The sequence below is a fragment of the Pseudomonas sp. NFACC05-1 genome (genome assembly GCF_900100135.1).
Lineage (GTDB): Bacteria > Pseudomonadota > Gammaproteobacteria > Pseudomonadales > Pseudomonadaceae > Aquipseudomonas > Aquipseudomonas fluorescens_Q.
Window position 1 is genome coordinate 196,067 of sequence record NZ_FMTR01000007.1, and the last position, 12,964, is coordinate 209,030.

The 12,964-nt window shown below is 62.3% G+C and carries 13 protein-coding genes; 3 read left to right on the top strand and 10 right to left on the bottom strand.

From position 1 onward, the window contains the following. The 8 genes from cheD to BLO97_RS13850 are packed head-to-tail and all read right to left on the bottom strand — an operon-like array spanning position 1 to position 7,743. Positions 1–498 carry a chemoreceptor glutamine deamidase CheD gene (cheD, locus tag BLO97_RS13815; protein WP_063320598.1) on the bottom strand — a complete coding sequence of 166 codons (498 nt, stop codon included), beginning with the start codon at positions 496–498 and terminating at the stop codon, positions 1–3. Next, positions 495–1,331: a CheR family methyltransferase gene (locus BLO97_RS13820; protein ID WP_063320599.1), complete on the bottom strand. Its 837-nt coding sequence runs from the start codon at positions 1,329–1,331 to the stop codon at positions 495–497. Before BLO97_RS13820 ends, cheD begins: the two co-directional genes overlap by 4 nt. Next, positions 1,328–1,864, bottom strand: a complete 537-nt coding sequence (locus tag BLO97_RS13825; RefSeq protein WP_092144655.1) for a chemotaxis protein CheW — start codon at positions 1,862–1,864, stop codon at positions 1,328–1,330. The genes BLO97_RS13820 and BLO97_RS13825 overlap by 4 nt, the downstream gene beginning before the upstream one ends. A gap of 39 nt (positions 1,865–1,903) precedes the next feature. Next, on the bottom strand, positions 1,904–3,562 hold the full coding sequence (locus BLO97_RS13830) for a methyl-accepting chemotaxis protein (protein WP_092144657.1): 1,659 nt from the start codon (positions 3,560–3,562) through the stop codon (positions 1,904–1,906). A gap of 33 nt (positions 3,563–3,595) precedes the next feature. After that, the gene (locus tag BLO97_RS13835) at positions 3,596–5,698 is read right to left on the bottom strand and encodes a chemotaxis protein CheA (RefSeq protein ID WP_092346325.1); all 2,103 of its coding nucleotides are present in this window, start codon (positions 5,696–5,698) and stop codon (positions 3,596–3,598) included. 39 nt (positions 5,699–5,737) lie between these two features. Then, positions 5,738–6,022 carry an STAS domain-containing protein gene (locus BLO97_RS13840; protein WP_063320602.1) on the bottom strand — a complete coding sequence of 95 codons (285 nt, stop codon included), beginning with the start codon at positions 6,020–6,022 and terminating at the stop codon, positions 5,738–5,740. Positions 6,023–6,037: 15 nt separating this feature from the next. Next, the gene (locus BLO97_RS13845; protein ID WP_003203044.1) at positions 6,038–6,406 is read right to left on the bottom strand and encodes a response regulator; all 369 of its coding nucleotides are present in this window, start codon (positions 6,404–6,406) and stop codon (positions 6,038–6,040) included. An 11-nt stretch (positions 6,407–6,417) separates the two neighbouring features. Beyond that, a complete protein-coding gene (locus tag BLO97_RS13850) occupies positions 6,418–7,743 on the bottom strand; it encodes a methyl-accepting chemotaxis protein (RefSeq protein WP_371914896.1) in 1,326 nt (441 codons plus the stop codon). A gap of 332 nt (positions 7,744–8,075) precedes the next feature. Here BLO97_RS13850 and BLO97_RS13855 point away from each other — a divergent pair, with 332 nt between their 5' ends. Then, entirely contained in the window at positions 8,076–9,422 is a 1,347-nt protein-coding gene (locus tag BLO97_RS13855; RefSeq protein WP_092346268.1) for an MATE family efflux transporter, read from the top strand. Positions 9,423–9,478: 56 nt separating this feature from the next. After that, positions 9,479–10,147 (top strand): HAD family hydrolase, encoded by a 669-nt coding sequence (locus BLO97_RS13860; RefSeq protein WP_092346327.1) that lies wholly within the window; start codon positions 9,479–9,481, stop codon positions 10,145–10,147. A 132-nt stretch (positions 10,148–10,279) separates the two neighbouring features. Here BLO97_RS13860 and ppnN read toward each other — a convergent pair whose 3' ends face one another. After that, positions 10,280–11,653: a nucleotide 5'-monophosphate nucleosidase PpnN gene (gene ppnN, locus BLO97_RS13865; RefSeq protein ID WP_063320605.1), complete on the bottom strand. Its 1,374-nt coding sequence runs from the start codon at positions 11,651–11,653 to the stop codon at positions 10,280–10,282. A 217-nt stretch (positions 11,654–11,870) separates the two neighbouring features. On the opposite strand from ppnN, the gene BLO97_RS13870 reads away from it, so the two are divergent. Continuing rightward, complete coding sequence (locus BLO97_RS13870) at positions 11,871–12,404, top strand: DUF3087 family protein (protein ID WP_063320606.1); 534 nt, start codon at positions 11,871–11,873, stop codon at positions 12,402–12,404. Between the two features lie 4 nt (positions 12,405–12,408). Here BLO97_RS13870 and BLO97_RS13875 read toward each other — a convergent pair whose 3' ends face one another. After that, the gene (locus BLO97_RS13875) at positions 12,409–12,879 is read right to left on the bottom strand and encodes an arsenate reductase ArsC (RefSeq protein ID WP_063320607.1); all 471 of its coding nucleotides are present in this window, start codon (positions 12,877–12,879) and stop codon (positions 12,409–12,411) included. Positions 12,880–12,964 lie beyond the last annotated feature (85 nt).

Below are 12,964 nucleotides of genomic sequence, written 5' to 3' on the forward strand. Positions count from 1 at the left end.
TCAGTGCCGGGTCCTTATAGGTTGGTGCCTGACCCATACATCGCCGCTGCAAAGGTCGAAGATGATGCTTCGGTGGCCGGTGCTACCCATGTCCTGGGCGATCAGGTCCAGGCGGTAGAGGGCAGCGATTTCCAGCGCCGCATTGACGTTCAACCGCGCCACATCGCCGTAGGGCACATGGCGTTGCAGTTCGGGGAACATCTCGCCGCCGCCGAACAGCTTGAGTTGATAGTCCTCGGGTTCGGTGTGATGGGCCCTGGCCTGGCGGATGAACAGCTCTATGGCTTCATCGGCGTACAGGCCGTTCAAGGCCTTGGAGCAACGCACCCGACTGGGCAGCATGAAGTGGCACATGCCGCCGATCTTGCGTTCGGGGTGCCACAGCGTGATCGCCACGCAAGAGCCGAGAATCGTGCGCAGGCGGGTCGGGCAAGTGGCAAAGCGAAACTCCCCCGGCGCCAGGTACACCTCGGCCACTGCCCTCATTGCGGTGTTCATGGCTTGCGATAAATCGAAGGGGCCACCAGTTTCAACGCATCGGACACACCGTTGAGACTCTCCGAGTGGCTGACGATGAAATACCCGCCGGGCTTGAGTCGTGGGATCAAGCGGGCAACCACTTTGCTTTTGGTGGGTTGGTCGAAATAGATCATGACGTTGCGCAGGAAGATCACATCGAACTCCCCCAGCTCCGGCAAGGTGTCGTTGAGGTTGACCTGGATGAAGTTGACCCGGTTGCGCAACGCCCGGTCGATGAGGAACGTGCCTTGCTGGCTGCCGGTGCCCTTGAGGCAATATTTCACCAGCAGCGGCTGAGGCAGGGTGCGGGCGCGTTCCATCGGGTAATGCCCGGAGCGCGCCTTGGCCAGTACCTGGCTGCTGATGTCCGAACCGATCACTTCCCAAGGCGTGGTGCCCAGCCCTTCGGCCAGGGTCATGGCCAGGCTGTAGGGCTCTTCCCCGGAAGAGCTGGCCGCGCTCCACAGGCGGAAGGTCTTGCCCGGCGTTGCGTGGGGCAGTACGTGTTGGCGCAGGAAATCGAAATGTTTGGGCTCGCGGAAAAAGTAGGTCTCGTTGGTCGTCAGCAGGTCCAGCGCCACTTGTAATTCATCGGTGCGCTGGCCGTTCATGATCAGCTTGAAATACTCGCCGTAGCTGTCCAGCCCATAGTGCTTGAGGCGCTTGAACAAACGCCCGGCCACCAAGGCTTTCTTGGCCTCGGACAGGCTGATGCCGGCGGCCTGGTACAGCCAGGATTGGAACTGGCCGAACTCTCGGTCACTGAGCGCCAGCGCGTTCGCCGTGCGTTCCTTGCAGGTATCGGCGTTCACGGGGCATCCACTTCCAGCACGTTCGGGCTGGCTTCGGCGAGTTGGGACATTTCGTCGATGGACAACACGCGGTCCACCTCCAGTACGATGACGAACTTGCCATCGACCTTGGCCATGCCACTGATGAAATCGGCCCGGATCTTCGCGCCGAAGCTCGGTGGCGGCTCGATCTGCGACGCCGGAATTTCCAGCACCGCCGACACCGTGTCCACCAGCAGGCCAATGTCCTGGGCCTGGCCGTCGGCGCTGGACGCCTCGATGATCACCACGCACGAGCGCCGGCTGATCGCCGAATTCGGCCGGCCGAAACGGGCCGACAGGTCGACCACCGGCACGACGGCACCGCGCAGGTTGATCACCCCGCGCACGAACGTCGGCATCATCGGCACCACGGTCAGGTTGCCGTATTCGATGATTTCCTTGATGCACAGGATGCCGATGGCAAACATCTCCGTGCCGAGCATGAACGTCAGGTATTGCGCTTCTTCCTCGACCGCGATGGCGGTTTGACGTGTGGTCGCGATGGCGCCCATTGCTTTTTCTCCTTTAAGCAAGCCTGTGGAACCGGGCCATCAGAACCGGGTGAATTCCGATTCGTCCGGGGCACTGGCCATGTTGTAGGCAAACGCCTTGGGCATGATCGGTGCCGGTGTCCGCGTCGGTTTGCGGCCGGAGGAGCCTGGGGTGTTGTCGACCCTGGCAACTTGCACGGCAGACTTGGGCGGCGTGTCCAGGGTGAAGAAGCTCATGGCCTGTTGCAGCTGTTCGGCCTGGCTGCTCATTTCCTCGGCGGTGGCGGCCAGTTCTTCGCTGCTGGAGGCGTTTTGCTGGGTCACCTGGTTGAGCTGGGTCATGGCGGTGTTGATCTGCGCCACACCGGCGGCCTGTTCTTCGGAGGCGGCGCTGATTTCCTGCACCAGGTCCGAGGTCTTGTTGATCGAGGGGACCATCTCGTTGAGCAGGTTCCCGGCCTTCTCGGCCATATCGACGCTGCTGGAGGACAGCTCGCCGATTTCCTGGGCGGCCACCTGGCTGCGTTCGGCCAGCTTGCGCACTTCGGCGGCGACCACCGCGAAGCCTTTGCCGTGCTCACCGGCGCGGGCGGCTTCGATGGCAGCGTTGAGCGCCAGCAGGTTGGTCTGGTAGGCGATGTCGTCGATGATGCTGATCCGCTGGGCGATTTTCTTCATCGCCACCACGGTCTGCTGCACCGATTCGCCGCCGTCGGTGGCTTCCTTGGCGGCCTTGCTGGCCATGCCGTCGGTGACCTTGGCGTTCTCGGTGTTCTGGTTGATGCTGGCGCTCATCTGCTCGATGGAGGCGCTGGTTTCCTCGACGCTGGCTGCCTGTTCACTGGTGGCCTGGCTCATCGATTGCGCGGTGGCGCTGACTTCTTCGGAAGCACTGGCCAGGTTGTCCGCAGCGTTACGCACTTCGCCAATGATGTGCGAGAGCTTGCCGATCATGTTCTGCATGGCGTTGAGCACCATGCCGGTTTCGTCTTTGGAGCCGCCGTCGATTTTTGCGTTCAGGTTGCCTTCGGCCAATTGCTCGGCGACGGTCGCGGCCTGTTTCAAGGGGCGCGAGATGATGCGCGAGATGAACAGCGCCAGGCCCAGGCCCACCAGCAGGGCGGCAATCAGCACGACGATGATCGACAGGCGCGATTTTTCAAACAGCGCTGCGCCATGCTCGCTGGCGGCGCCAGCGCCCGCGTCATTGAGTTCCACCAGTTTTTGCAGGTCGTTGACCACCAGATCGAATTGACGCTTGGATTGGCCCTTGAGCAGTGCATGGGCTTGCTCGGTCAGGTTTTGCCGAGACAGTGCAAGCAGGTCTTTGCTGACTGCGAGGTAAGCGACCCAGTCATTGCGGGTGGTTTCGAACAGCTGGCGATCTTCCGCGCTGGAGAGCAGTTTTTCATAGGTCGCCATGCGGGTTTCAAACCCCTTCCTGGCGTCTTCCGCTTCTTGTTCGACAGTGAGGCGTTCCTGTTCGGAATCGGCGGTAATGTGGCGGTTTTCCTTGAGGCGATAGTTTGCCGCGTAGAAACGCATGCCCGAGGCCGCACGCATGGACGGCATCCAGTTTTCCCTGATATCGACGGTGGTGCTGTTCACCTCGCCCAGTTGGATGATCGCGAACACTCCCATGACGGCGGTCAGGGCCAGCACCACAAGAAATGAAGTGATCAGTTTGGTGGCGATTCTAAGATCGTAGAACCATTTCATTGGGAAGTACCTCTCCATGGAATTGCTTAAGCGTCAGCGAGCGTTGGCTTGTTGTAATTGAGTTGATGTGAAGCGGTTTTCCACTTGGGCGATCTGGGTGAGCAGCGCCGGTACGTCGAGAATCAACGCCACCGCGCCGCTGCCCAGGATGGTCGAGCCACTGATGCCGCGAAGGGCACCAAACAGCTTGCCCAGCGGCTTGATCACGGTCTGGAATTCACCCAGCAAGTCATCCACCACCAGCCCGGCCTTGAGTTCGGCGTAGCGCACCACCACCACGTTCTGCCGGCGAGCGGGCGGGCCTTCGTGGCTGAAGTGATCGCGCAGGTAGACCAGGGGCAGCACCTCGCCGCGCAGGTCGAGATAGCCTTGTTCGCGGCTGGCGACCCCATCGTTTTCGCTCAGCTCGATGCATTCCTGGACCATGTCCAGCGGAATGACATAGGTTGACTGACCGATGCCCACCAGAAATCCATTGATGATCGCCAGGGTCAGCGGCAGGCGGATACGCACCACGGTGCCCTTGCCGGGCTGGCTGTCGAGGTCGACGGTGCCGCGCAGCAGGGTGATGTTGCGCTTGACCACGTCCATGCCCACGCCACGCCCCGAAAGGTTGGTCACGGCCTGGGCGGTGGAAAAACCGGGTTCGAAGATCAGGTTGTAGATCTCCTGGTCGGTCGGGCTCGCGCCGGGGGCGACCAGGCCGCGCTCCTGGGCTTTTTCCAGGATCCGGTCACGGTTCAGGCCGGCGCCGTCGTCGGCGATTTCCAGCACGATGCTGCCCGAGTCGTGATAGGCGTTGAGGTGCAGGTGCCCCTTGGCCGGTTTGCCCGCCGCCAGCCGGGCCTCGGCGGTTTCAATGCCGTGGTCCATGGCGTTGCGCAGCAGGTGCATGAGCGGGTCGCCGATTTTTTCCACCACGGTCTTGTCCAGTTCGGTCTCCGCGCCGCTGATGATCAGGTCGATGTCCTTGCCCAGTTCCTGGCTGACATCGCGCACCACCCGACGGAACCGGTTGAAGGTTTCGCCGATGGGGATCATGCGCAGGCGCAGGGCGCCATCGAGGATTTCTTCCACCAGTCCGGAGACTGACGAGGTGGCCTCCTGCAACGGATCGTTCTGGCAGGTGCGGGCCAACAGGCTGGCACCGGCGCTGGCGATGACCAGTTCGCCCACCAGGTTGATCAGTTCATCGAGCTTGTCGGCATTGACCCGCACATAGGTGCCGTCCTTGGCCTTGCTGTCGCTGCTCACCGCTTGTTTGTCGGTGGCGATCTGGGCGGGCATGCGTGGCGTCTTGCGCTGGTCGGACAACAACTCGCCGGTGGCGACCAATGCGGTGGTTTCCTCGGCCGGTTCCGGCGACGTCGTGACCAGGCCGGTGTTGGCCTGGGGCGCGATGTCGTCGTCCTGGGCAACAATCTCGATCTCGCAGTCTTCCCGGACGAAATCGAACACTTCATTGATCGCGCCGTGGCCCGCGGCCGAGCGAAACTCGATGTCGAAACCCAGGTAGCAGGACTCGGCGTCCCAGGCATCGGCGGCGGGCAGGGCGTCGGTCACGGTGGTGATGTCGACGATTTCACCCAGGGTTTGCAGGTAGCGCAGGAACGACAGAGGGTCCATGCCGTTGCGGAACACGTCCTGGCCGAAACGCAGGGAGATGTGCCAGAGGCGCGTTTCGCCGGGTTCACGGGTTTCGGTGTCCTGGGCAGGCGTTGGGGCCGTGGCCGGCGAGGGCGCCTGGTACTCCTGCAGGATCTGGCACAGTTCCACTTCCCGCTGCAGGGCCGGTGGCGGTAGCGCTCCGCCTTGGTTGGCGGCCACGTTGATCAGCTCCAGCATGTGATCGCTGGACTTGAGCAGTACCGCGATCAGGCCGGCGTCCACTTCGACGCTGCCGTTGCGCAGGCGATCGAGCACGTCTTCGACGATGTGGGTGAAGCTGACGATCGGTTCCAGGCCGAACAGCCCGGCCGAGCCCTTGATCGTGTGCGCCGCCCGGAAGATCGCGCCGATGGCGTCATCGTCGCCGGGGTCGGTTTCCAGTTGCAGCAGCGACTCTTCCATCGCTTGCAACTGTTCCCGTGCCTCGACGATGAACGTCTGTTGTGCCTGATCGAGATTGATGCTCACGCTCATATCCTTTGTCGTGTCCGACGTATTGCAGCAGCCCTAGGCAACCAGGTTGCACAGGGCAAGTGTTTCCATGACGGCCTTGCTCTGGCCGGTCAATGTCAGTTGGGTGCCGGCCTTGGCGGCCTCGCGTTGTACCATCAGCAGCAGTTGCAGGCCGGCGCCGTCCATCTCGGTGATCTGCGACAGATCAAGGGCCATCCGCGGTGTTGCGCCCAGCTGCGGTAACCATTGCGCGGCCAGGTCGGCGGCGGTGTAGATCGTCAGCTCGCCGTCGATGTGCACCTGGGCGGTGTCATCCTGTGTTTCGTAGTGCAACGACATGGGCGCCTCCGCTCATCAAGGAAGAATCAGCTTGGATACCGCCGCCAGCATCTGCGCCGGCTGGAACGGCTTGACCACCCAGGCCTTGGCTCCGGCGGCCTGGCCTTCCTGTTTCTTCGATTCCTGGGATTCGGTGGTGAGCATGATGATCGGCGTGAACTTGTAGCTGGCCAGCTTCTTGACCTCCTTGACGAAGGTGATGCCGTCCATGTTGGGCATGTTCACGTCACTGATGATCAGGTGCACTTTCTGGCCATTGAGTTTGCCCAGGGCATCCTTGCCATCGCTGGCTTCGATCACGTCATAGCCGGCACTTTTCAACGCGATGCCGACCACCTGCCGAACGCTCGCGGAGTCGTCGACAACCAATACACTTTTAGCCATGAACGGCGCTCCTAAAAGAAGGTGATTTCCTGTGAAGTCTGTTGCGCGGCCGAGTCGCCGTGGTGATTGCGGCGTTGCTCGTCGGTGGCGTAAGTGGTTTCCATGCGCGCCAGCCATTGGCGAGCGTCGATGGAAACGGCCTGTTCGGGCGACTGGCTGGCCTGCTGCATGTGCACATGCAGGTCCTCGATGTTGTCGCGCACGTGGCTGAGGATCTGGCTGACCCGATCCTGGAATTGCAGGCTGACCAGCACCTCGGTGAGTTCATCGCGGATGCCGAAGCTCTCCCGCTGCAGCATGTCGGCCGAGTCGGCCAAGCTGCCGGTGACACTCTTGAAGCGCTCCAGCACCTGCTGGATGCTTTGCTCGGAGGCACTGACCGAATGGCTGTCCTGGTCCGCGCCGCTGGACGCGGCATGCACCAGTTGGGTGATGGCGGTGTTGATGATGTCGACCTTGGCCGACATCTGCTGGCCGGTCTCGCTGGACTTGCTCGAGAGGCTGCGCACGGCGTCGGCCACCACCGCAAAGCCACGCCCGGCCTCGCCGGCACGGGCGGCTTCGATGGCGGCGTTGAGGGCCAGCAGGTTGGTCTGCGCGGCAATCGCCGCGACATCGGCGGCCATGGTCCGCAGTTCCCCGGTATAGGCCGTCAGGTTGCGTACCTGGGCCAGGGTTTCGTCGCGGCTGGCCTGGGTGGCCTTCAGCGAATCGATGACCTTGACCAGTTCACTTTCGCTCTGGGCCAGCACCTGCACGGCACCGCCACTGCTGCTGCCGGCCAATTCACCGGCGGCCAGTTGCGAAGCTTGCACGGTCTCTTCCAGGCGCGAAGAAATGCCGGTGAAGCGGCTGGTCAGCGAGACGATTGCGGTTTCGGTCTGCTGCCGGGAGCTTTCGACCTGCTTGGCCCAGATCGGCATGGCGCCGAGAATGACTTCGTTGAGTTGCTCGCTGGCTTTATGGGCCAGATGCTCGCTGGCTTGCAGGTCGCGGCGGGCCATGGCGGCGGCGATGGCGCTGTCGAACTGCTGACGTTGTGAACGCGCACCCCATACGCCAGCACCGACACCAACGGCCAGGAGGGCAACAGCCAGGATGATGTTTTGTACACTTGGACCATTGAGCAGTAAGACGCCAACGGCAGCAACGAAAGCGACGAGCACTGTGTTCCAGAGGATGCGAGGTGGTTGGGCGAAGGAATGACCGTGTGGGTACGACGTCATGGTTCGGTCCTTGAACAGAGTTTCTAACAGGTTATTTGCGAATAACTGGTTATCTGCGACCTCTACTCGGACTTTAAGACCGGCTGTCCGATACCGGTATTGCATAGGCATTGGCCTACACAGTACGTGGCACTGTGCTATTTCAGGTTAGACGCTGTCTGGGAAATGTCGAATGCACCCGACGAAGGAATGAGCCACCTGGCAAGGGAGATGGCGCATGGGCTTTTGTGGCGAGGGAGCTTGCTCCCGCTGGAGCGCGAAGCGGTCCCAAACTTGGCGGGTGCGGTTGGCCTGATAGATTGCGTGTTTAGGTTTTGGGACTGCTGCGCAGCCCGGCGGGAGCAAGCTCCCTCGCCACGAAAAACGGACATCTTCCGAAACAGAATCCATGGATTGCGCTAAATTACCCCGCATTGGATTTCGAACCTGCCATCAGAGCCCCCATGCCCACCCAGCCCCTCTGGAAAACCTACCTCCTGTTCCTGATCCCCATGGTCTTGTCCAATTTCCTGCAGTCCATGTCTGGCACGTTCAACAGCATCTACATCGGCCAGATGCTCGGTACCCAGGCCTTGGCGGCGGTGTCGGGCATGTTTCCCATCGTGTTTTTCTTTATCGCATTGGTGATTGGCCTCGGCGCGGGGGCGGGGGTGTTGATCGGGCAGGCCTACGGCGCCGGCGAAACCGGGACGGTGAAGGCGATTGCTGGTTCGACCTTGTTGCTGGGGGCGATCATCGGCCTGGCGGCGGCGGTGCTTGGCAGTGTCTTTGCGCGTCAGGCGTTGCAGGGGCTCGGCACGCCGGCCGATGTGCTGGAGGATGCCGTTTCCTATGCCCGGGTCATGCTGTGGATCCTGCCGATGTTGCTGGTATTTGTGCTGTTTACCCAGCTGCTGCGCGGGGTGAGCGATACGGTGTCACCGATGTTGGCGCTGCTGACCTCCACCAGTGTCGGGCTGCTGCTCACGCCGGCGTTGATTCGTGGCTGGTTGGGGTTGCCGCAGATGGGCATCCAGAGCGCGGCGCTGGCGGGGTTGGTGGGGACGGCCTCGGCCATGGCCATGCTGGCGTGGCGCTTGAACCGTCGCGAGCATGCCCTGGCGCCGGACCGGGCGTTGTTCGCGGCGATGCGCCTGGACATGGAGATCCTTGGCAAAGTGCTGCGCATAGGCTTGCCCACAGGGTTGCAGATGGTGGTGATCTCGTTGTCCGAGTTGGTCATCCTGACGCTGGTCAATAGCCATGGCTCCCAGGCCACGGCGGCCTACGGCGCGGTGACGCAGATCGTCAACTACGTGCAGTTTCCGGCGCTGTCGATCGCCATCACCGCTTCGATCCTCGGCGCCCAGGCCATCGGTGCCGGACGCCTGGAGCGCCTGGGGCCGATCCTGCGCACGGGGTTGTTGATCAACCTCTGGCTTACGGGCGGGTTGGTGGTCCTGGGGTATCTGTTGTCCCACTGGCTGCTGGGGCTGTTCATCACCGACCCGGCGGCACGGGTCCAGGCCGAACACCTGCTGCACATCATGCTCTGGAGCCTGCTGGTGTTCGGCTTCCAGGCGATCGTCGGCGGCATCATGCGCGCCAGCGGCACGGTGCTGGTGCCAGTCGCTATCTCGATCTTCTGCATCGTCGCCGTGCAGGTGCCGGCGGCGTATCTGCTGGACGCTCACTTCGGCCTGCAAGGGGTATGGATGGCGTTCCCGGTGGCCTACTTGAGCATGCTGCTGTTGCAGACGCTGTACTACAAGCGGGTGTGGCAGCATCAGCCGATCGAGCGGTTGGTGTAACCAACTCACCATTAAACCCTGTGGCCATCACCCGCCACGCCGCCACCGAGGATCCGATGCCTGCCAGTCTCCCCACCCACATTGCCTACCGTGCCTTCCTGTTCGACATGGACGGCACACTGCTCAATTCCATTGCCGCCGCCGAGCGGATCTGGACGCGCTGGGCCCTGCGCCACGGCGTGGACGTGGCGACATTCCTGCCGACGATCCATGGCGTGCGCGCCATCGACACCATCACCCGCCAGCACCTGCCGGGGGTGGATGCCCAGGTCGAGGCCGAGCAGATTACCCGCGAGGAAATCGAAGATGTCGAAGGCGTGGTGCAGGTGGCCGGTGCACAGGCCTTTCTGAACAGCCTGCCGCCAGAGCGCTGGGCAATCGTCACCTCGGCGCCGATGGCATTGGCCTTGCGGCGTATGGAAGCGGCCGGGATCCCACGCCCCGCAGTGATGGTCACTGCCGAGGACGTGAGCGACGGCAAGCCCAACCCCGCCTGCTACCGCTTGGCTGCTGAACGCTTGCAGGTGGCACCGCAGGAATGCCTGGTGTTTGAAGACGCCGAGGCGGGCATTCGGGCTGGCGAGGCGGCGGGGGCGGATGTGCTGGTGGTGACGGCGACGCATACGCACCCGGTGGTCACCCTTCATCCGCAGATCGAGGATTACCTTGGGCTAGGCATTGAGGTGGATGAGGCCGGCCTGATGCGGTTGCCTTCGATTCTATGACCGCCGCAGAACACCTGTGGGAGCGAGCTTGCTCGCGATAGCGGTGGTTCAGCTTGCATCAGTGCTGAATGTACCGGCGCCATCGCGAGCAAGCTCGCCCCCACATTGGATCTACGGTGGTCCTCGGATAGGTCAGGTCACCACGCGATAGCACGGCACATACGCCGCGCCGCCTGGCAGTTTCATGCGGTGCTGGGCGACGAAGGCCTGGAGCAGGCGGTCGAGGGGTTCCATGATGGCGGCGTCACCGTGGATCTCGTAAGGGCCGTGTTCTTCGATCAGGCGGATGCCCTTGTCCTTGACGTTACCGGCCACGATGCCCGAGAACGCCCGGCGCAGGTTGGCCGCCAGTTCGTGGGCGGGCAGGTCGCGGCTCAGGCCCAGGCTGGCCATGTTGGCGTGGGTCGGGTCGAACGGGCGCTGGAAGCCTTCGTCGATCTTCAGCAGCCAGTTGAAGTGGAAGGCGTCGTTGCGCTCGCGGCGGAACTGCTTGACCTCCTTGAGCCCCTGGGTCATCTGCCGCGCCACTTCGGCCGGGTCGTCGATGATGATCTGATAGTGCTTCTGCGCGGCCTCACCCAGGGTTGCACCGACAAATGCATGCAACTGATCGAGGTACGGCGCGGCGCTTTTCGGTCCGGTGAGCACCACCGGGAATGGCAGGTCCTGGTTGGCCGGGTGCATCAGGATACCCAGCAGGTAGAGGAACTCTTCCGCCGTACCAGCGCCACCCGGGAAGATGATGATGCCGTGACCGACACGTACGAAAGCCTCGAGGCGTTTCTCGATGTCCGGCAGGATCACCAGCTCATTGACGATCGGGTTCGGCGCCTCGGCGGCGATGATGCCTGGTTCCGTCAGGCCCAGGTAGCGACCGCCATGGATACGCTGCTTGGCATGGGCAATGGTGGCGCCTTTCATCGGGCCTTTCATCACGCCAGGGCCGCAGCCGGTGCAGATATCCAGGCTGCGCAGGCCCAGCTCGTGGCCGACCTTCTTGGTGTATTTGTATTCTTCGGTGTTGATCGAGTGACCGCCCCAGCACACGACGATTTTCGGCTCCACGCCAGGACGCAAGGTGCGGGCGTTGCGCAGCAGGTGGAAGACGTAGTCGCTGATGCCCTGGGACGAGCTGAGGTCGATGCGCTGGCTGTCCAGCTCGTTCTCGGTGTAGACGATGTCGCGCAGGGCGCTGAACAGCATTTCCCGGGTGCTGGCGATCATTTCGCCGTCGACGAACGCGTCGGCCGGTGCGTTCAGCAGCTCCAGGCGCACGCCCCGGTCCTGCTGGTGAATACGGATCTCGAAGTCCTTGTAGGCTTCCAGGATGGTCTTGGCGTTATCAACATGGGCGCCGGTGTTGAGGATGGCCAGGGCGCACTGGCGGAAGAGGGTATAGATACTGCCGGAACCGGCTTCGCTCAGTTGCTGGACTTCGCGCTGGGACAAGGTCTCCAGGCTGCCTTTGGGGCTTACCGAGGCGTTGATTACATGTCTTTGATTCATTCAGCTTTCCTTGAAAACGATGCCATGCACACAACGACGGCATCTTGAAAAAAACGTCCACGCAGAAAGATCGCACGATCCTTGCGCTATCGCCATGGACTTCGATCCGGACCCGGCGAGTCGGTTGCGATACAAAATGAGCTCCAGCATAGCTAAATCGACCGGGCAGGCGATAATGCGTGACTCTTTTGATGCCGTACAAGGAAATTGCACCGCGATGTTCGAGATCAAACCGTGGGATAGCGACACCTATCGCAAGCAGACTCGCCGCAGCACCCTGATCATCGCGGTGGTGTTCCTGGCCCTGGCGATGTTGCTGTCCAGCCTGGCCGTGCTGCTGCTGGGCACGCCCGGAGGCGATAACTTTCGTTTCAATCTCGGCGGGGTGCTTGTCGCGGTGCTGGCAATGGCCGCGCTGATGCGCCTGTATTTCTGGTCGCAGCCATGGATGGCCGCCGCCGTGTACGGCTGGCAGCTCAAGCGCAGCCTGATGAAAATCACCAACGTGATGCACCAGGTGACCGCTGGCGTGCAAGCCCAGGATCCCACCGCTATGAAGCTGCTGCGTTTCTATCACCTGGGGCTGGCCCAGATGCATCAGCTGGACGCCAACTCCAGCGCCCAGGGCTCCCTGGCGCGAGAGGCCGACGCGCACCTGGCGAAGATGCAGGCGCTGGGCCTGGGCACCGAACAGTCGCGCCTGGAGGCGAGTTGGATCGAGACGGTGAAGCAGGCCTATCGCGCAGGTTGAGCGGTCAGAGGGTGCCGATGCGGTCGAGCTCGGCTTTCAAGGCCTGGGCATCGAGCTGGTCGAAGGGCAGGGCAAAAAAGGCCCGGCAGCGGGTTTCGATACGATCCAGGGTGGCATGGAAGGCCTGGCCGATCTGATCATCGCTGCCTCTGACGGTCGATGGATCGACCAGGCCCCAGTGGGCCTTGATGGCCGGACCGAAGTACACCGGGCAAGCATCGCGAGCGGCGCTGTCGCACACGGTGATGACGATGTCCGGCGGGCTGCCCTCGAATGCGTCGTTACCCTTGCTGCGCAAGCCTTTTACGCTGATACCGGCTTCTTGCAAGGTGCTCAGGCTGCGCGGGAGCACGTGGCCCTTGGGGAAACTGCCGGCGCTGACGGCCTGGAATCCGGCCGGGGCCAGATGGTTGAACATCGCTTCGCTGAGAATGCTGCGGCAACTGTTGGCTGTGCACATGAAGAGGACTTTCATCGATCGGCTCCGATAAGCGCAAGGTTGGGCTGCGCCGGAGTATATGCGGACAATCGAATATATGGAATTTCGTATTTGTAGCGAG